15 protein-coding genes are annotated in these 18,022 nt (G+C 75.4%); 11 read left to right on the forward strand and 4 right to left on the reverse strand.

Annotated features, from left to right (window positions below; all coding sequences use genetic code 11):
- Nucleotides 1–104: 104 nt before the first annotated feature.
- The 3 genes from IF45_RS0107865 (at nt 105) to IF45_RS0107875 (ending at nt 4,849) form a co-directional block, all read left to right on the forward strand.
- Complete coding sequence (locus tag IF45_RS0107865) at nt 105–3,377, forward strand: S41 family peptidase (protein ID WP_026282328.1); 3,273 nt, start codon at nt 105–107, stop codon at nt 3,375–3,377.
- Nucleotides 3,378–3,564: 187 nt separating this feature from the next.
- Nucleotides 3,565–3,936 carry a histidine triad nucleotide-binding protein gene (locus IF45_RS0107870; RefSeq protein WP_010637815.1) on the forward strand — a complete coding sequence of 124 codons (372 nt, stop codon included), beginning with the start codon at nt 3,565–3,567 and terminating at the stop codon, nt 3,934–3,936.
- Nucleotides 3,937–3,943: 7 nt separating this feature from the next.
- Entirely contained in the window at nt 3,944–4,849 is a 906-nt protein-coding gene (locus IF45_RS0107875) for a ribonuclease Z (RefSeq protein ID WP_003947985.1), read from the forward strand.
- Between the two features lie 19 nt (nt 4,850–4,868).
- Here the strand turns inward: IF45_RS0107875 and IF45_RS0107880 are convergent, their stop codons facing one another.
- Nucleotides 4,869–5,831: an alpha/beta hydrolase family protein gene (locus tag IF45_RS0107880; RefSeq protein ID WP_003947984.1), complete on the reverse strand. Its 963-nt coding sequence runs from the start codon at nt 5,829–5,831 to the stop codon at nt 4,869–4,871.
- A 178-nt stretch (nt 5,832–6,009) separates the two neighbouring features.
- On the opposite strand from IF45_RS0107880, the gene IF45_RS0107885 reads away from it, so the two are divergent.
- The 5 genes from IF45_RS0107885 to IF45_RS0107905 all read left to right on the forward strand — a co-directional run bounded on the left by IF45_RS0107885 (nt 6,010) and on the right by IF45_RS0107905 (nt 11,020).
- The gene (locus tag IF45_RS0107885; protein ID WP_003947983.1) at nt 6,010–6,600 is read left to right on the forward strand and encodes a TetR/AcrR family transcriptional regulator; all 591 of its coding nucleotides are present in this window, start codon (nt 6,010–6,012) and stop codon (nt 6,598–6,600) included.
- An 82-nt stretch (nt 6,601–6,682) separates the two neighbouring features.
- Entirely contained in the window at nt 6,683–7,366 is a 684-nt protein-coding gene (locus IF45_RS0107890; protein WP_030306456.1) for a GntR family transcriptional regulator, read from the forward strand.
- A 26-nt stretch (nt 7,367–7,392) separates the two neighbouring features.
- On the forward strand, nt 7,393–8,400 hold the full coding sequence (locus tag IF45_RS0107895) for a 1-aminocyclopropane-1-carboxylate deaminase (RefSeq protein WP_003947981.1): 1,008 nt from the start codon (nt 7,393–7,395) through the stop codon (nt 8,398–8,400).
- Nucleotides 8,401–8,617: 217 nt separating this feature from the next.
- The gene (locus IF45_RS0107900; RefSeq protein ID WP_003947980.1) at nt 8,618–9,610 is read left to right on the forward strand and encodes an adenosine deaminase; all 993 of its coding nucleotides are present in this window, start codon (nt 8,618–8,620) and stop codon (nt 9,608–9,610) included.
- Between the two features lie 216 nt (nt 9,611–9,826).
- Entirely contained in the window at nt 9,827–11,020 is a 1,194-nt protein-coding gene (locus tag IF45_RS0107905; protein WP_008405698.1) for a macrolide family glycosyltransferase, read from the forward strand.
- Nucleotides 11,021–11,069: 49 nt separating this feature from the next.
- Here IF45_RS0107905 and IF45_RS0107910 read toward each other — a convergent pair whose 3' ends face one another.
- Entirely contained in the window at nt 11,070–12,041 is a 972-nt protein-coding gene (locus IF45_RS0107910) for an NAD(P)-dependent alcohol dehydrogenase (RefSeq protein ID WP_008405696.1), read from the reverse strand.
- A 113-nt stretch (nt 12,042–12,154) separates the two neighbouring features.
- Here IF45_RS0107910 and IF45_RS0107915 point away from each other — a divergent pair, with 113 nt between their 5' ends.
- Nucleotides 12,155–12,808 carry a TetR/AcrR family transcriptional regulator gene (locus tag IF45_RS0107915; RefSeq protein ID WP_008405694.1) on the forward strand — a complete coding sequence of 218 codons (654 nt, stop codon included), beginning with the start codon at nt 12,155–12,157 and terminating at the stop codon, nt 12,806–12,808.
- A gap of 3 nt (nt 12,809–12,811) precedes the next feature.
- On the opposite strand, the gene IF45_RS0107920 is transcribed toward IF45_RS0107915, so the two are convergent.
- Together IF45_RS0107920 and IF45_RS0107925 are read right to left on the reverse strand one after the other, a co-directional pair.
- Nucleotides 12,812–14,131, reverse strand: coding sequence for an MFS transporter (locus IF45_RS0107920; protein WP_030306458.1), 1,320 nt, complete (start codon nt 14,129–14,131; stop codon nt 12,812–12,814).
- Nucleotides 14,132–14,644: 513 nt separating this feature from the next.
- A complete protein-coding gene (locus IF45_RS0107925) occupies nt 14,645–15,979 on the reverse strand; it encodes a family 4 glycosyl hydrolase (RefSeq protein ID WP_030306460.1) in 1,335 nt (444 codons plus the stop codon).
- 77 nt (nt 15,980–16,056) lie between these two features.
- On the opposite strand from IF45_RS0107925, the gene IF45_RS0107930 reads away from it, so the two are divergent.
- Both IF45_RS0107930 and IF45_RS0107935 read left to right on the forward strand, forming a co-directional pair.
- Entirely contained in the window at nt 16,057–17,199 is a 1,143-nt protein-coding gene (locus tag IF45_RS0107930) for a carbohydrate kinase family protein (protein ID WP_030306461.1), read from the forward strand.
- Between the two features lie 99 nt (nt 17,200–17,298).
- Nucleotides 17,299–17,976, forward strand: a complete 678-nt coding sequence (locus tag IF45_RS0107935) for a DUF2470 domain-containing protein (RefSeq protein WP_010637800.1) — start codon at nt 17,299–17,301, stop codon at nt 17,974–17,976.
- The last annotated feature ends 46 nt before the right edge of the window (nt 17,977–18,022 follow it).

Genomic DNA, 18,022 nt, shown 5'->3' on the forward strand with positions numbered 1-18,022 from the left:
CCGACCGGGCCGGCTTCGGCTCTGGGGCCGAGGTGGGGGATGAGATCCGGGCAAGTGATCCAAGGGCCTCCCCGAGGGGTGGGTCGGCTGCATAGGCTGATCGGGTGACACAGCCTGCGTACCTCCGGTTTCCGCATGTCCACGGCGAGTTGGTCGCCTTCGTCGCAGAGGACGACGTCTGGGTGGCGCCGCTCGACGGCGGGCGCGCCTGGCGGGTGAGCGCCGACAACATGCCGGTCGACCATCCCCGCTTCTCGCCCGACGGCACCACGGTCGCCTGGACCTCCACCCGCGACGGCGCCCCCGAGGTGCACGTCGCCCCCACCGACGGCGGCCCCTCCCGGCGCCTGACCCACTGGGGCAGCAAGCGCACCTCCGTGCGCGGCTGGACCCCCGGGGGCGAGGTCCTCGCCCTCACCACCTACGGCGAGGCCTCCCTGCGCCGCAGCTGGGCCCGGGCCGTGCCGCTCGACGGCGGCCCCGCCCCCGCCCTGCCCTTCGGCCCCGTCGGCGGCGTCGCGTACGGCCCCGACGGCCAGGTGCTGCTGGGATCGGTGTCGATGGGCCGCGAGGCCGCCTGGTGGAAGCGGTACCGGGGCGGTACCGCCGGAAAGCTCTGGACCGGCACCGAGGGCGGCGAGTTCACCCGCCTCCACGCCGGCCTCGACGGCAACATCGAGTACCCGCTCTGGGTCGGCGACCGCATCGCCTTCCTCAGCGACCACGAGGGCGTCGGCGCCCTCTACTCCTCGCTCCCCGACGGCACCGACCTGCGCCGCCACACCCCGCTCACCGACCCGGACACCGGCCTGCCGGCCTTCTACGCCCGGCACGCCGCCACCGACGGCACCCGCGTCGTCTACACCGCGGCCGGCCGCCTGTGGGTGCTCGACGGCCTCGACGTCCCCGAGGGGCAGGACGCCGCGCCCGAGCCGCGCCCGCTCGACATCGCCCTCGGCGGCCAGCGCGCCGACCTCCAGCCCCGGCCCGTCGAACCGGGCCGCGACCTCGGCGGCGCCTCGCCCGACCACACCGGCCGGGGCAGCGCCGTCACCGTGCGCGGCGCCGTCCACTGGGTCACCCACCGCTCGGGCCCCGCCCGCCTCCTCTCCGGCGAACCGGGCGTCCGGCACCGCCTGCCGCGCACCTTCCGGGTCGACGGCGAGGAGTACGTCGCCTGGGTCACCGACGCCGAGGGCGAGGACGCGCTGGAGTTCGCCCCCGCCACCGGCACCGCCGCCGGCTCCACCCCGAGGCGGATCGCCGCCGGGCAGCTCGGCCGCGTCCTCCAGCTGCGGATGGCGCCCGACGGCAGCCGGGCCGCCGTCGCCTCGCACGACGGGCGGGTGCTGCTCGTCGACCGGGAGACCGGCGAGGTCCGCGAGGTCGACCGCAGCGAGGACGGCGACGCCACCGGCCTCGTCTTCTCCCCGGACTCCTCCTGGCTCGCCTGGTCCCACCCCGGCCCGGAGCCGCTGCGCCAGCTCAAACTGGCCAACACCACCGACCTCACCGTCTCCGAGGCGACCCCGCTGCGGTTCAACGACCACAGCCCCGCCTTCACCCTCGACGGCAAGCACCTGGCCTTCCTCTCCGAGCGCTCCTTCGACCCGGTCTACGACGACCACGTCTTCGACCTGGCCTTCCTCGACAGCAGCAGGCCGCACCTGATCACCCTGGCCGCCACCACGCCCTCGCCGTTCGGCCCGCAGCGGCACGGCCGGGCCTTCGAGACGCCCGACAAGGACGAGACGCCCGACAGCGAGGGCGCCCCCGCCACCCGGATCGACCTGGACGGACTGGCCGACCGGATCGTGCCGTTCCCCGTCGACGCCGGGCGCTACTCGGGGCTGCGCGCCGCCAAGGACGGCGTCCTGTGGCTCAGCCACCCGCTGCGCGGGGTCCTCGGCGCCGCCCACGCCGGTTCGGACAGCCCGCGTCCCCGCTCGGTCCTGGAGCGGTACGACTTCGCCCAGCGCCGGATCGAGGAACTCGCCTCCCCGGCCGACGGGTTCGCCGTCACCGGCGACGGCAAGCGGGTCCTGCTCCGGGTCGACGGCGAGCTGCGCCTGGTCCCCAGCGACCGCCGCGCCCCGCACGAGGACGACGGCGAGCACCGCGTCACCGTCGACCTCGCCCGCGTCCGGCAGAACATCGAACCGGCCGCCGAATGGCGCCAGATGTACGACGAGGCCGGCCGCCTCACCCGGGACCACTTCTGGCGCCCCGACCTCGGCGGCCTCGACTGGGACGGCGTACTGGAGCGCTACCGCCCGGTGCTGGAACGCGTCGCCACCCACAGCGACCTGGTCGACCTGCTCTGGGAGGTCCAGGGCGAACTCGGCACCTCGCACGCCTACGTCACCCCGCACGGCACCTGGGTCGGCCCCCGGATGCGGCAGGGCCTGCTCGGCGCCGACCTCGCCCGGGACGAGGAGGGCGTCTGGCGCGTCGAGCGGGTGCTGCCCTCGGAGACCTCCGACCCGCACGCCCACTCGCCGCTCGCCGCCCCCGGCGTCGCGGTCCGCGCGGGCGACGCGATCCTCGCCGTCGACGGACAGCCCGTCGACCCGGTGACCGGCCCCGGCCCGCTGCTGGTGGGTACGGCCGGCAAGCCGGTGGAGCTGACCGTCTCCCCGGCCGGGGGCGGCGACCCGCGCCACACCGTGGTCGTCCCCCTCGACGACGAGGAGCCGCTGCGCTACCACGCCTGGGTCGCCGACCGCCGGGCCCACGTCCGCGCCCTCTCCGACGGCCGCCTCGGCTATCTGCACGTCCCCGACATGCAGGCGCCCGGCTGGGCCCAGATCCACCGTGACCTGCGCGTCGAGGCCGCCCACGAGGGCCTGGTCGTCGACATCCGGGAGAACCGGGGCGGCCACACCTCGCAGCTCGTGGTGGAGAAGCTGGCCCGCAAGATCGTCGGCTGGGACGTGCCGCGCGGCATGCGGCCCTCCAGCTACCCGCTGGACGCGCCGCGCGGCCCCGTGGTCGCCGTCTCCGACCAGTTCTCCGGCTCGGACGGCGACATCGTCAACGCCGCCATCAAGGCGCGCGGCATCGGCCCGGTCGTCGGCGTCCGCACCTGGGGCGGCGTCATCGGCATCGACAGCCGCTACACCCTGGTCGACGGGACCGTCGTCACCCAGCCCAAGTACGCCTTCTGGCTGGAGGGCCAGGGCTGGGACGTGGAGAACCACGGCGTCGACCCCGACATCGAGGTGGTCCACGCCCCGCACGACTACGCGGCCGGCCGCGACCCCCAGCTCGACGAGGCGGTACGGGTGGCCCTGGCCGCCCTGGAGGAGACCCCGGCCCTCACCCCGCCCGAGCTCCCCGAGCCGAAGCGCCCGGCGGGGGGCCAGTACCGGGAGTGACCGGTGAGCGGGGAGGGGGTGCCGGCGCACGTGCGCCGGCACCCCCTCCCCGGCTCGTCCCGGCAGCCGACACCCAAGGCACGGAACCGGGCCGGTCGGCCCCGGTTCCCCGCCCTTCCGGCCGCCGGGACCGCCGCGAGGGCAGGGGAGTTACGATGCGGCTCACCGATCAAGAGGGAGTTCCCCAGTGACGGACCAGCCCAGCCTGCCGCACCAGCCCGACTGCCTGTTCTGCAAGATCGTCTCCGGTGACGTGCCGGCGACGATCGTCCGGGAGACGGACACCACCGTCGCCTTCCGCGACATCAACCCGCAGGCGCCCACGCACATTCTGGTGATCCCCCGCGCCCACTACCCGGACGCCGCCGCGCTGAGCGCGGCCGAGCCCGCCGTCGCCGCCGACGTGCTGCGCGAGGCCGGCGAGATCGCCGCCGAGGAGGGCATCGCGGAGACCGGCTACCGGGTCGTCTTCAACACCGGCTCCGGCGCCGGGCAGACCGTCTTCCACGCCCACGCCCACGTGCTCGGAGGCCGCGGCCTCCAGTGGCCTCCCGGCTGAACGCCCCGTGTCCGTGCGTGAGCTGGTGGTGCTGGGCACCGCCAGCCAGGTCCCGACCCGCCACCGCAACCACAACGGCTACCTGCTGCGGTGGGACAGCGAGGGCATCCTGTTCGACCCCGGCGAGGGCACCCAGCGCCAGATGGTGCGCGCCGGGGTCTCCGCCCACGACCTGAACCGGATCTGCGTCACCCACTTCCACGGCGACCACAGCCTCGGCCTGGCCGGCGTGATTCAGCGGATCAACCTCGACCGGGTCCCGCACCCCGTCACCGCGCACTACCCGGCGAGCGGGCAGCGCTTCTTCGAGCGGCTGCGCTACTCCACCGCGTACTACGAGAGCGTCGGCGTCACCGAGGCCCCGGTCACCGCCGACGGCCCGCTCGCCGCCGGCTCCTCGTACACGCTGGAGGCGCACAAGCTGTCGCACCCGGTGGAGGCGTACGGCTACCGGCTGGTGGAGCCCGACGGGGTGCGGATGGTGCCCGAGAAGCTGGCCGCGCACGGGATCAGCGGGCCCGACGTGGGCGTGCTCCAGCGGGAGGGGAAGCTCGGCGGGGTGACGCTGGCGGAGGTCGGCGAGGTGCGGCGCGGGCAGCGGTTCGGCTTCGTGATGGACACCCGGCTCTGCGACGGCGTCCACGCCCTGGCCGACGGCTGCGACCTGCTCGTCATCGAGTCGACCTTCCTCGACGAGGACGAGCGCCTCGCCACCGAACACGGCCACCTGACCGCCGGCCAGGCCGCCCGCGCCGCCGCCGACGCCGGGGTGCGCCACCTCGTCCTGACCCACTTCTCCCAGCGCTACACCGACCCCACCGCCTTCGAACGGCAGGCCCGCGCCGCCGGTTACGAGGGTGAGCTGACCATCGCACGGGACCTGGACCGGATTCCGGTGCCGAAGCGGCGCTGAACCTCCGCCCCGTACCGGCCTACTTGGACTCGATCCGTCCGAAGGGGGCCGATTCGGCGGCCAGTTGGTCGCCCGCCGTCCGCCAGGCAGGATCGTCGGGGTCGAAGGCGCTGCGCAGGTAGGCCGCGGTGAGCCGGGCGACCGCGGCCACCCTGGCGGGGTCCTCGTCGGTGGTCTCGGCGACGTCGTACCCGGAGACGCCGCCCAGCCCGTGTTCCGCGCCGAAGAGGGTCAGCAGGGACTTGGGGCCCGGGGCGAGGGTGTACGGGTCGGCGTGCCACTGGGGGCCCGCGACGGTCAGGAAGGCGGAGTCGTCCTTGTCCCCGGCGACGACGAGTGCGGGCGTCGCCATCCGGGAGAAGTCGGTGGTCAGGAAGAACGGGTAGTGCTCCACCGTGAAGTCGGTGAGGGCGTCGCCGCCCCGGCCCGGCGCCGCCAGCAGCACCCCCGCCGTGATCCGGGGGTCGGCCAGCTTCACCTCGGCCCCGTCGTCCGGGTCGGTGAGCCGGGCGCCGAGGAGCAGGCTCGCGGTGTGCCCGCCCATCGAGTGCCCGGCCACCGCCACCTTGCTCCGGTCCAGGCGCCCGGCGAGCCCGGGTACGGCCTCCTCCACCTCGTCCAGCCGGTCCAGGACGCGCCGCATGTCCTCGGCGCGGGAGCGCCAGTGCGGGACGCCCCCGGCGTCTGTGCCCCGGTTCTCGCCCAGGGTGCGCGAGTCCAGGTGGGTCGGCTGGATCACCACGAATCCGTGGGCCGCCCAGAAGGCGGCGAGGGGCGCGTAGCCGTGCAGCGAGGAGAGGTGGTGCGAGAAGCCGAGCCCGTGCGAGAGGAGGACGACCGGCAGGCCGCTCCCGGTCACGGGCGCCGAGACGCGCAGCTGGAGGTCGACGGCCCGGTCGGGGGCCGGCAGGGTGACGGGGCTGACGGAGAGGACGGGGACGGGCCGGCCGAGGACGTCGGCCGCAGGGGTCGGTTCACTCATGACAGAGGGGTCCCTTCGAGGGCCCGGCCGCCGGTGGCGGGGCCGGGCAGGGGTGGGAGGGGGAGGGGCGGGCAGCACGGGATGTCGGCTACCCTGAAAGCGGAACGCCGTTCGGTTTCGACCATACGGAACAGTGTTCCGTTTCGTCAACGGCCGCCGGAACCGGAAGGGGAGAGCCGTGCCCAGCGCGAGCGAGTCCAAGGGGGCGTCGGCCCGCAGCACGCGGTCCGACGCGGTGCGCAACCGGCAGGTGCTGCTCGACGCGGCCGCCGAGGTCTTCGTCGCCTCCGGCGTCGACGCGCCGATCCGGGAGATCGCCGCCAGGGCGGGCGTCGGGACGGGCACCGTCTACCGCCACTTCCCGACCCGCGCGGACCTCGTCGTCGCCGTCTACCGCCACCAGGTCGAGGCGTGCGCGGAGGCCGGGCCGGCTCTGCTCGCCGACTCCGCCTCCCCGTTCGCCGCGCTCCGCGCCTGGACCGGCCTCTTCGTCGACTTCCTGGTCACCAAGCACGGCCTCGCCGACGCGATGCGCGCCGACAGCGGCGGCTTCGAAGCCCTGCATGCCTACTTCCTCGACCGCCTGGTCCCCGTCTGCGCCCAGCTCCTCGACGCCGCCGCCGACGCCGGCGAGATCGGGCCCGGCACGCGGGCGTACGAGCTGATGCGCGGCATCGGCAACCTGTGCGCCGGGTCCGACGACGACCCCCGTTACGACCCGCGCCGCCTGGTCGGGCTGCTCCTTCAGGGGCTGCGGCAGGCCGAGTAGCCCTGGCCCCTGGGCCGTCGGCGCTCCCGGACTTCCTCCGCGCCTCTTGACGTCCCGCCTCCGGCGGCGTGCAATATATTGCATGCCAGTTCCCGACAGCCGCGGGCTCGTCAGCAGATCCCTCCTGCGGGAGGAGGCGTACCGGGCCATCCGGGACGCCATCGTGGACGGCACTCTCGCCCCCGGTGAGCGGCTGCAGGACGCGGCCCTCGTCGCCTGGCTGGGTGTCAGCCGTACCCCGGTCCGGGAGGCGCTGGCCCGGCTGGAGCAGGCCGGGCTGGTGCGGACCACGCCGGGGCGGCACACGCTGGTCAGCCCACTGGACGTGCGGGCGGCCCGGGACGCCCAGTCGGTCACCGCCGCCCTGCACGAACTCGTCGTCCGCCAGGCCGTACCCCGCCTCTCCGCCGCCGAGCTCGACGCCATGCGGGAGGCCAACGCCCGCTTCGCCCGCGCCCTGCGCGAGAACGACGTGCCCGCCGCCGTCGCCGCCGACGACGCCTTCCACGGGGTGCCCGTCACCGCCGCCGCCAACGCGGCCGCGCGCACCGTCCTGGACCAGTTCACCCCGGTGCTGCGCCGGGTCGAGCGGCTCCGGTTCTCCTCGCTCAGCGGCCGGGCCTCGGTCGCCCAGCACGACCGGATCGTCGAACGGTGCGCGGCCGGGGACGCCGAGGGCGCGGCCGCCGCCACCCGCGAGAACTGGCAGACCCTCGTCCCGCTCCTCGACCGGCTCCACGACGAGAGCGCCGCCGACACCCCCTGACCGCCCGCCCCGCCCCGGAGGTACCCGTGTCCCTGGACGACTTCGACCGCCACCCGCTGCTCTTCGGCCCGAGCCCCATCCACCCCCTCGACCGGCTCACCGCCCACCTCGGCGGCGCCCGCGTCTGGGCCAAGCGGGAGGACGTCAACAGCCCGCTGGCCTTCGGCGGCAACAAGACCCGCAAGCTGGAGTACCTGATACCGGACGCGCTGAAGCAGGGCGCGGACACCCTCGTCACCATCGGCGGCGTGCAGTCCAACCACACCCGCCAGGTCGCCGCCGTCGCCGCCCGGCTCGGCCTGAAGGCGGTCCTCGTCCAGGAGAGCTGGGTCGACTGGCCCGACCCGGTCAACGACAAGGTCGGCAACATCCTGCTCTCCCGCCTGATGGGCGCCGACGTCCGGCTGGTCGACGCCGGCTTCGGCATCGGCTTCAAGGAGAGCTGGAACCAGGCGCTGGAGGACGTCCGCCGGGCCGGCGGCACCCCGTACGCCATCCCGGCCGGCGCCTCCGACCATCCCCTCGGCGGGCTGGGCTTCGCCCGCTGGGCCGAGGAGGTGCGCGAGCAGGAGCGGCAGCTCGGCGTCTTCTTCGACACCGTGGTGGTCTGCGGCGTCACCGGCTCCACCCACGCCGGGATGATCGCCGGGTTCGCCGGGCAGGACCGGCCGCGCCGCGTCCTCGGCATCGACGCCTCCGCCAAGCCCGCCGAGACCCGCGCCCAGATCGAGAAGATCGCCCGGGACACCGCCGCCCGCATCGGCCTCGGCCGCGACCTGCGCGACGAGGAGATCACCCTCCTCGAAGGCTGGGCGGGGGAGCGGTACGGCATCCCCGACCGCTCCACCCTGGACGCCATCCGCCTCACCGGCAGCCTGGAGGGCGTCATCCTCGACCCGGTCTACGAGGGCAAGTCGATGGCGGCCCTCATCGACCTGGTCCGCGACGGCGACATCCCCCGCGACGCGAACGTCCTCTACGCCCACCTCGGCGGCCAGCCCGCCCTCAACGCCTACAGCGGCGCCTTCGCCTGACCGCCCGCCAGAACCCGGCCGCCGCCCTCCTTCTCCCCCTGGGCGGCGGCCGCTCACCCGGCCGGGCGGCACATCCGGCACAGGGCGCACGGACACCGAAACGGTCCAAGGGCCCCTTTCGCCCAGGACGACCGGCGGGACCGTACGCTTCCCTCCATGGCGCGGCCCGCGATCCGGGCCCGCCCGTACCACCCGCACCAGCCGAGAGAGCCCGCTCATGCCCCTGCCCAAGGCCGAACTCCATCTCCACATCGAAGGCACCCTCGAACCGGAACTCGCCTTCGAACTGGCCGCGCGCAACGGCGTGACGCTGCCCTACGCCTCCACCGAGGAGCTGCGCAGGGCGTACCTCTTCACCGACCTCCAGTCCTTCCTCGACCTCTACTACGGCCTGATGGCGGTCCTCCGTACCGAGCAGGACTTCGCCGACCTCGCCGACGCCTACCTCGCCCGCGCCGCCGAACAGGGCGTGCGGCACGCGGAGATCTTCTTCGACCCGCAGGCGCACATGGCCCGGGGCGTCTCGATGGAGACGGTGGTCGGCGGCCTGAGCCGGGCGCTCGCCACCAGCGAGGAGCGGTTCGGCATCTCCACGCTGCTCATCATGTGCTTCCTGCGCGACCAGAGCGCCGAGTCGGCGATGGAGACGCTGAAGGCCGCCGAGCCGTACCTGAACCGCATCACCGGCGTCGGCCTGGACTCCGCCGAGGTCGGCCACCCGCCGGCCAAGTTCCGCGAGGTGTACGAGGAGGCCGGGCGGCTCGGGCTGCGCAAGGTCGCGCACGCGGGCGAGGAGGGCCCGCCCGCGTACATCACCGAGGCGCTGGACGTGCTGAAGGTGGAGCGGATCGACCACGGGCTGACCGCCATGCGGGACCCGGCCGTCGTGGAGCGGCTGGTCCGCGACCAGATCCCGCTGACGCTCTGCCCGCTCTCCAACGTCCGGCTGCGCGCCATCGACATCCTGGAGGAGCACCCGCTGCGCGAGATGATGGCCGCCGGACTGCTCTGCACCGTCAACTCCGACGACCCCTCCTACTTCGGCGGCTACGTCGGCGACACCTTCCACGCCGTGCAGGAGGCGCTCGGCCTGGACCACGAGGCGCTGCGCACCCTGGCCCGCAACTCCTTCCGGGCCTCCTTCCTGGAGGACGACGAGGAGCGCCGCGCCCGCTACCTCGCCGAGGTCGAGGCGTACACCTTCGACTGAGGCGGCGGCCGGTAAAGCGGTTGCCGGTGGCCGGCACGCCCGGCTACCTTGCCGCCATGAGTTCCTTCCTCCAGATGTACGGCTGACGGCACCTTCCGGTCCGGGGCGCGGCGCGAGCCCCCCGGACCACCGCCGCGACCGCGCCCGCCCCTGACCGGGGCCGGGGCGCGGTCCGGTGACGCCGTCACCCGTTCATCACCGCAGGAAGAGTTCCCCATGCAGCGCACCACGCGTCCGCGCGCCCACATCGCCATGGCCGGCGCGCCGATGGTCAGCCACATCCTCCCCAGCCTGGAGATCATCCGGGAGCTGGTCGCCCGCGGCCACCGGGTCACCTACGCCGCCGACCCGGCGGTCCGCGACCTGATCGCCCCGACCGGCGCCGAACTGGTCCCGGTCCCCTCCACCCTCCCGTTCGCCGACAACGTCTGGCCCGAGGACGGCGTCGAGGCCATGCGCCTCTTCGTCGCCGACGCCGCCCAGGCCCTCCCGCACCTGCGCGCCTTCTACGACGAGGACCCGGCCGACCTCTACCTCTACGACATCGGCGCCTACGCGGCCCGCGCCCTGGCCGAGTCCCAGTCCCGCCCGCACGTCCAGCTCTCCCCGACCTACGTCGCCTGGAAGGGGTACGAGGAGACGGTCGGCGCCGCCGTCCGGGCCCTGCCCGGCTACGAGGTGTACGCCAGGGAGGGCAACGCCTGGCTCGCCGGAAGCGGGGCGACCACGCGGGAGTTCGAGGAGTTCGCCGGCCTGCCCGCCCGGGCGCTGGCGACCGTGCCGCGCGCCATGCAGCCCTTCGCCGAACAGGTCGACCCGGACGTGGTCACCTTCGTCGGGCCCTGCTTCGGCGACCGGGCCGACCAGGGCAGCTGGCAGCGCCCGGCCGGGGCCGAAAAGGTCGTCCTGGTCTCGCTCGGCTCCGCCTACACCCAGCAGCCCGGCTTCTACCGGGCGTGCGTCGAGGCGTTCGGCGGGGACGCCCTGCCGGGCTGGCACGCCGTGCTCCAGATCGGCAGGCACACCGACCCGGCGGTGCTCGGCCCGCTCCCGGACGACGTGGAGGTGCACCGCTGGGTGCCGCAGCTCTCCGTCCTGGCGCAGGCCGACGCCTTCGTCACCCACGCGGGGATGGGCGGCTCCAGTGAGGGGCTGTACTTCGGGGTGCCGATGATCGCGGTGCCGCAGGGCGCCGAGCAGTTCGCCAACGCCGACCAGCTGGCCGCCCTCGGGGTGGCCCGGCGGATCGACACGGCCGAGGCCACCGCCGGGGCGCTGCGCTCCGCGCTCACCGCCCTCACCACCGACCCGGAGGTCGCCGCCCGCTCCGCGAAGCTCCGGGCCGAGCTGCGGGCCGAGGGCGGCACCGCCCGCGCGGCGGATCTGCTGGAGGCCGAACTGCCCGGCTGACAGACGGAGTTCCCGGCCGCCGTCCGGTCCCGCACGGGCCGGGCGGCGGTCAGGCCGCCGTCTCCTCGGCGACCTGGATCACGTGCTTGCCGCGGACCCCGCCGGACTCCAGGGCCCGGTGGGCGTCGGCGAGGCCGGCGAGCGGGCGCACCGTGTCGACCACCGGGCGCAGGGCGCCGCTGTCCACGTAGCCGGTGAGTTCGCGCAGGAGGGCGGTGCGGGGGTTGCCGCTGAAGAAGCGGACGCGGCCCTTGCCGTGGACGGTGGAGGCGAGGAGGTAGCCGAGGCTCGACGGGATGTGGTCGAGGTCGAAGCTGATCGCGACCATCCGCCCGCCCGGCGCCAGCCGGCGCCGCCAGAGGCGGTGGTCGGTCCCGGCGGTGTCCATGATGACGTCGAAGGGACCGAGGTCGCCGGGGCCGTACTCGGTGTAGCTGTACGCCTCGTCGGCGCCCAGTTCCTTCACGAAGTCCAGCAGGCGGGGCCCCGCCACCGCCGTGACATGGGCGCCCAGCGCCTTGCCGAGCTGGACGGCGACGCTGCCGACGCCGCCCGCCGCGCCGCGCACCAGCAGGCGTTCGCCGGGGCGCAGGCCCGCGTGGGCCTTCAGCGCGGTCAGGCCGGTGGTGCCGCCGGCGGGCAGCGAGGCGGCCTCGGTGAGGCTGACCGTCCGGGGGGCCCGCGCGATCCGGTCGGGGCGGATCGCGAGGTACTCGGCGGCGCTGCCCATGGTCCGGCCCAGCACGCCCCACACCCGGTCGCCGACGGCCGGGCCGCGCACGCCCGGGGTGACCTCGGCGACCTCGCCGGTGAAGTCGATGCCGGTGCGCTGCGGGAAGCGGCGGCCGGTCACCAGCCGGACCCGGCCCGCGCGCCCGGCCAGCTCGCCGCCGTTGACGCTGGTGGCGCGCACCTTGACCAGCACCTCGCCCGGCTTCGGCACGGGGACGGGAAGACGCCCCTCGTAGAGGACCTCGGGCGGTCCGTAGCGGTCGAAGAGGGCGGCGCGCATCGTGGTCATGGCGGGTCCTTGAGGGGGAGCGGGAGAGTGGAGGCGGGGCCCTGGGCCGGGCCCGTCCTCCACGCTAACCGGCTAACCGGAGGAACCCTTCCACTTGGCCTAAAGTGAGAGACATGCCTGCTCAGCCCTCTCGGAACAGCCCCGCCGACGGCCTGCGCGCCGACGCCCGCCACAACCGGGCCCGCATCCTCCAGGCGGCCCGCGCCGCCTACGCCGCCCACGGCATCGACGTCCCCGTCACGACCATCGCGCGGCGCGCGGGCGTCGGCGTCGCCACGCTCTACCGGCGCTTCCCGACCCGGGACGCGCTGGTCGCCGAGGCGTTCACCGAGCAGTTCCAGGCGTGCGCGGCCGTCCTCGACGAGGCGCTGGCCGACCCCGACCCGTGGCGCGGCTTCCGCTCGCTGGTGGAGAAGGTCTGCGCCATGCAGGCCCGCGACCGGGGTTTCACCGCCGCCTTCCTCGCCCGCTTCCCCGGCCTGCTCGACCCCGGGGGCGAGCGGGAGCGCGCCGAGGAGAAGCTCGCCTTGCTGGTGCGGCGCGCCCAGGAGGCCGGGGTGCTGCGCCCCGACTTCGACCCCAGTGACGTCGTCCTGGTGCTGCTCGCCAACAACGGCCTGGCCGGCGCCGACGAGGCCGCCTCCCGCCGCCTGACCGCGTACCTCCTGGAGTCGTTCCGGGCCGTCCCGGCGGCGGACGGGGCCCGCCGGGACGCGCTGCCGCCCCCGGCCCCGGTGGAGCTGCGGCAGCTCCACGAGGGGCCGTGAGCGTCAGCCGCCGTCGCCCGCACCGCCGCCCGCGCCCGGCCCGTTGCCGGGTCCGGCGGTGCTCAGGGCGCGCCGGGTGAGGTGGCGGCCGGTGACGGAGAGCGGGGCGAGCGGCTGTTCGGGGGTGCCGAGCGGGGGCACCGGCAGCGGGGGCGTGCCCGTGGCGGTGAGGCCCCCGCGGCGGACCAGGCCGAAGGAGAGCGGGCGCGTGGTGGTGTGGACGGCGACCAGGGTGAGCGGCGCCGCCAGCAGCACCAGGGTCGTGCCGAGCACCAGCCCCATCACCGGGAACCCGGCGTGCTCCGAGAGGAGCGAACCGGCGAGCGGGCCGAAGGCCACCCCCAGCGCGGAGGCCGAGCCGACCATCACGGCCCAGCGGCCGCGCGGGTCGAGGTGGGCGCCGAGGCCGATCAGGTAGGAGAGGACGGCGGGGTAGAGGGTGTTCCAGGCGATCTCCCCGGTGGCGAAGGCGGTGAGCCCGTCGGCGCGGGCGCTGGCCGCGATGCAGCCGGCGATCAGCACGGTGCCGACGCCGATCGGTGCGGCCCGGCCGAACCGGGCGCCCAGCGCGCTCGCGCCGAGGATGCCGAGGAGCCCGGCGCCGAGGGCCGCGGCGAAGACCGCGCCGACGGCGGCCTCGCTCAGCCCGGCCTGGTCGGTGCCGATCCGGCCGCTCACGCCCCACAGGGCGTTCTGGCAGAGCGCCCACAGGACGATCGCCCCGGCCAGCACCCCGCCCGCGCGCCGGTGCGGCAGCGGGGAGCCGACGGTGGCCACGGAGGGGTCGCGGCTGTCGGGGAGGTGGCCGGTGGCGGGCCAGACGAGCAGGGCCACCACGGCCACCGCCGCCAGCGGCAGGCCGTGGCCGCCGCCGAGCGCGGGCAGTATCAGGTAGAGGGCGCCCGCCGTGGCGGAGACGGCGAGCAGCCCGAGGGTGGAGGCGCGGTGCGGGTCGCGCCGGGCGGCGATCCGGCCCGCGGCGACCGTCATGGTGGTGCCCGAGCCGAACCCGCCGACGGCGGCGCCGGCCACCACCAGCGGCAGCACGGTGGTCGCGGCGGCGGTGCCGTACCCGGCGGCCGTCAGCAGCAGTCCCGCCCGCGACAGCCGCCGCGCGCCGAGCCGCTCCACGCGCGAGGCGAGGAGGAAACCGGCCGACGCGGAGCAGAGCAGCAGGACGCTGCCGAGGACTCCGGCCTGGGGGGTGGTGAGGGGGAGGTGGTCGTCGAGCCGTCCGACCAGGGTCGGCAGCAGGTACGAGGCGAGGTAGCCGGCGGTGAACAGGGCGACGAGGGGCCAGGCGGCACGGTGGCGCGAGGACACAGGCGTTCCTTGAAGAAGGCATGCCGAGAAGGCACGCAGGAAGCGAGAGAGGTGGGAGTCGCTTCCGTTCCGACCACGAGTGGGGGGAAGCGCGGGCCAATTTGTATCAAGCGCGCGGACGCGCCGGACAGCCAACCCGCAGTGATGCCGGTCACATTATGTTTGCATTCCGCTTACCCGGGTATCCCCGGCTGAACTCCCAGCTCAGGGGGGCGTGTTGAGGTTCCGCTTAGCGTTCGCCGAGGGGAGTGCGCACGAAACGGGCCGAGGCGCTGACACGCGCCCCGGCCCGTCGTCTGACGCTCCGCCAGGCGGAAGCACCCCGGCGCGCGCCTCTTCGCGCCGATTACGCCCCCCATCCGTGCGGGCACGCCTCGGAGACTCCCCGCCCGCCGCCCGGAACTCCGCCCGTGATCCGCCACCTGGCCGAGCGCACCGGGGCTCGCCGCACGGCACCCCGGGCGTGCGCCCGTCAGCGTGCCGCGCTCTCTCCGTACCGTCCGTGCGCCGGTGTCACGCCCCCGCGCGGGCCAGGACGCGTTCGGCCGCCGCCACCGAGTCGACCAGGGGGTGCAGCGCCACCGCGCGCAGCGCCGCCTCGCGGTCCTTGAAGAGCGCCGCCTCGATCGTGGCCCGCTCCACCGCCTTCAGCTGGAGCACCAGCCCCAGTTCCGCCGGGCCCAGCGGCACCGGCGACACCACCGGCCGCACCCCGGAACCGTCCACCTCGCACACCGTCTCGACCACCGCGTCGGCCGGCAGCGCCGGCAGCACCAGCGGGGCGCCGGGCCCGCCCGCGCCGTTGCGCACGTTGAGGATGAGCCGGGCCGGCCGGTCCCGGGCCAGCGCCCGCATCAGGGCCAGCGCCACCTGGTCGTACCCGCCGCCGTCCAGGTCGCAGGTGTCCCGCTCCCAGCCGCCGGAGGCCGCCCGGCTCTCCGCCATGTACGTCTCCTCGCGCTCCAGGCGGGTCCGCTCCCAGAGCGCGAAGGCCCGCTCGGGCTGCCGCTGGGCCTCGGCGAAGAAGGCGGACTGCTGCCCGTCGAGGAAGGCGCCCCGGGTCTGCTCGGCCGCCCGTACCGCCGCCAGCGTCTCGCGGCGGAAGTAGTAGTAGTGCAGGTACTCGTTGGGCAGCGCGCCCAGCGCCCGCAGCCAGGTCGCGCCGAAGAGGCGGCCCTCCTCGAACGAGCCGAGCGCCGCCTCGTCGGCGAGCAGCCCCGGCAGCAGGTCGCGGCCGTCGGGGGTGGTGAGGGAGCGCAGCCAGCCGAGGTGGTTGAGGCCGACGTAGTCGTAGCCGACGGTGTCCGGGTCGGCGCCGGCCGCCCGGGCCGCCCGGCGGACCAGGCCCACCGGGGAGTCGCAGATGCCGGTCACCCGCGAGCCGAGCACGGAGGCCATCGCCTCGGTGACCGTCCCGGCCGGGTTGGTGAAGTTGATGACCCGGGCGCCGGGGGCGAGTTCGGCGATCCGCTCGGCGATCCTGAGCGCCACGGGGACGGTACGCAGTCCGTACAGCACGCCGCCCGCGCCCACCGTCTCCTGGCCGAGCAGCCCCTCGGAGAGCGGGATGTGCTCGTCGGCGACGCGGCCCGCGGTGCCGCCGACCCGGATCGCGGAGAAGACGAAGTCGGCGCCGCGCACCGCCTCGTCGAGGCTCTCGGCGACCACCACGCGCGGCAGTCCGCCGCCGTCCGCCGGACGCGGCAGCCCGTCGAGGACCGAGCGCATCACGCCGGCCCGCAGCGGGTCGGTGTCGTACAGGGTCAGGGTGTCGACCTCGCTCCCCGCCAGCGCCCGGTACACCAGCGGGACGCGGAAGCCGCCGCCCCCGAGAATCGTCAGCCTCATGGGGCGGAACGTACCGCATGGAACGGGTACGCGGTCGGGCAGACTGTCCAGATCCGCACCACGCAGGGGAGTCCGCCGTGAGCCTGGCCGAAGGAGACCGCACGCCGCACCGCACCGCCGGTGTGGACCCACTGGCGGGGCTGCGCCGCCCCGGCGACCCGCCGGTGGACGTCTACCTGACGGGCACGGTCTTCCTCGACATCATCTTCACCGGCCTCGACTCGGCACCGGTGCGCGGCACCGAGTCCTGGGCGCGCGGCATGGGCTCCAGCCCCGGCGGCGTCGCCAACATGGCCACCGCCCTCGCCCGCCTCGGCCTGCGCACCGCACTGGCGGCCGCCTTCGGTGACGACCACTACGGCGAGTACTGCTGGGACGCGCTGGAGAGCGGCGAGGGGATCGACCTCACCGGCTCCCGCCGCGTCGGCGGCTGGCACTCCCCGGTGACGGTCTCGATGGCCTACGAGGACGAGCGGACGATGGTCTCGCACGGCCACGAGGCCCCCGTCGACCTGGCCCCCGTCCCCGCCCACCCGCCGCGCGCCCGCGCCGCGGTGGCCGCCCTCGCGCCCGGCGTGCGCGCCCCCTGGATCGCCGAGGCGGCCCGCGCCGGTACGCGCGTCTTCGGCGACGTCGGCTGGGACGACACCGGCACCTGGGACCTGGACGCCCTGCCCGACCTGGAGCACTGCGAGGCGTTCCTGCCCAACGCCGCCGAGGCGATGCGCTACACCCGCACCGACTGCCCCCGGGCGGCGGCCCGCGCGCTGGCCGACCGGGTGCCGCTCGCCGTCGTCACCCTCGGCTCCCAGGGGGCGTACGCCGTCGACGGGCGGACCGGGGAGACCGCCGACGTGCCCGCCATCGCGGTCGACGCGCTCGACCCGACCGGCGCGGGGGACGTCTTCGTCGCCGGGTTCGTCACCGGGACGCTCGCCGGGTGGCCGCTGGCCGACCGGCTCGCCTTCGCCGGGCTGACGGCGGCGCTCTCGGTGCAGGAGTTCGGCGGCTCGCTCTCGGCGCCGGGGTGGACGGAGGTGGCGGCCTGGTGGCGGCGGGTGCGGGCGTACACCCGGACCTCGGCGCGCTCCGCCCACGGCCACGACCCGCAGGCGCTGCGGCGGTACGCCTTCCTGGAGGACCTGGTCCCCGAGGTGCCGGCCACGGCCTGGCCGCTGCGGCGCGCGGTGCCGACCATCGGTTTCGGGAGGTCCGCCTGACGGCGCGTCCCCCGACCGGGTGAACCCGCACGGGGGGTCGGGTTCCCCCCACCCTCGGAGGTCGCTAAGGTAAGCCTTACCTTACCGAAGGGGCACCTGATGTACGCGCACGCCCGAGACGGGGAGCCGACCCCCGCCCAGCGAGTCCGCTCCGTGGTCGAGGCCGCGGATTCACTGACCGTCACCACCGACGGCCACAGCATCGGCCTGGTCGGCCTGCACACCGTGGACGCCAGCGGCGGCCTCACCCTCCACGACCCGCCCGGCGAGCACCTCGGGGCCGAACTCGACGCCTCCCTCGGCGGAACCCTCCCCGCCGTCGTGGAGTTCACCGACGTGGCCCCCGTCCACCTGCGCGACCGCGTCCGCGCCCGGCTCAGCCTGCACGGCTGGCTCGGCACCGCCGCCGACCGCGGCCTGCACCTGCACACCGAGTACGCCGTCCTCGCCGAGCACGGCCGCAGCCGCCGCATCGGCGTCGACGAACTGGTCGTGGCCCAGCCCGACCCGCTGGCCCGCGCCGAGGCCGAACTCCTCTCCCACCTCGACTCGGCCCACGAGGACATGGTGCGGGCGCTGGCGCGGCTCGCCCCCGCCGACGTACGGGCGGCTGCCGTGCGGGTGCGTCCCGCCCGGCTCGACCAGTACGGGATCACCCTGCGGTTCGAGCACGCCGGGCGCAGCCACCAGGAGGTGCGGCTGGGGTTCGGGAAGGTCGTGCGGTACCCCGAAGAGGTGGGGGAGGGGATTCGCGGGCTGGTGGTCGGCAGGGTGTGACCCTCATGTGCCGGGCGGGCTGTTCGCTTGGCGGGGGCGCCCCTTG

The organism is Streptomyces albidoflavus (assembly GCF_000719955.1).
In the GTDB taxonomy this organism is placed as follows: domain Bacteria; phylum Actinomycetota; class Actinomycetes; order Streptomycetales; family Streptomycetaceae; genus Streptomyces; species Streptomyces albidoflavus.

Coding starts and splice junctions, on each gene's coding strand:
- IF45_RS0107880 (WP_003947984.1), bottom strand. CDS start 5,831: ATGAGTGAACCGACCCCTGCGGCCGACGTCCTCGGCCGGCCCGTCCCC.
- IF45_RS0107890 (WP_030306456.1), top strand. CDS start 6,683: ATGCCAGTTCCCGACAGCCGCGGGCTCGTCAGCAGATCCCTCCTGCGG.
- IF45_RS0107900 (WP_003947980.1), top strand. CDS start 8,618: ATGCCCCTGCCCAAGGCCGAACTCCATCTCCACATCGAAGGCACCCTC.
- IF45_RS0107905 (WP_008405698.1), top strand. CDS start 9,827: ATGCAGCGCACCACGCGTCCGCGCGCCCACATCGCCATGGCCGGCGCG.
- IF45_RS0107910 (WP_008405696.1), bottom strand. CDS start 12,041: ATGACCACGATGCGCGCCGCCCTCTTCGACCGCTACGGACCGCCCGAG.
- IF45_RS0107915 (WP_008405694.1), top strand. CDS start 12,155: ATGCCTGCTCAGCCCTCTCGGAACAGCCCCGCCGACGGCCTGCGCGCC.
- IF45_RS0107925 (WP_030306460.1), bottom strand. CDS start 15,979: ATGAGGCTGACGATTCTCGGGGGCGGCGGCTTCCGCGTCCCGCTGGTG.
- IF45_RS0107935 (WP_010637800.1), top strand. CDS start 17,299: ATGTACGCGCACGCCCGAGACGGGGAGCCGACCCCCGCCCAGCGAGTC.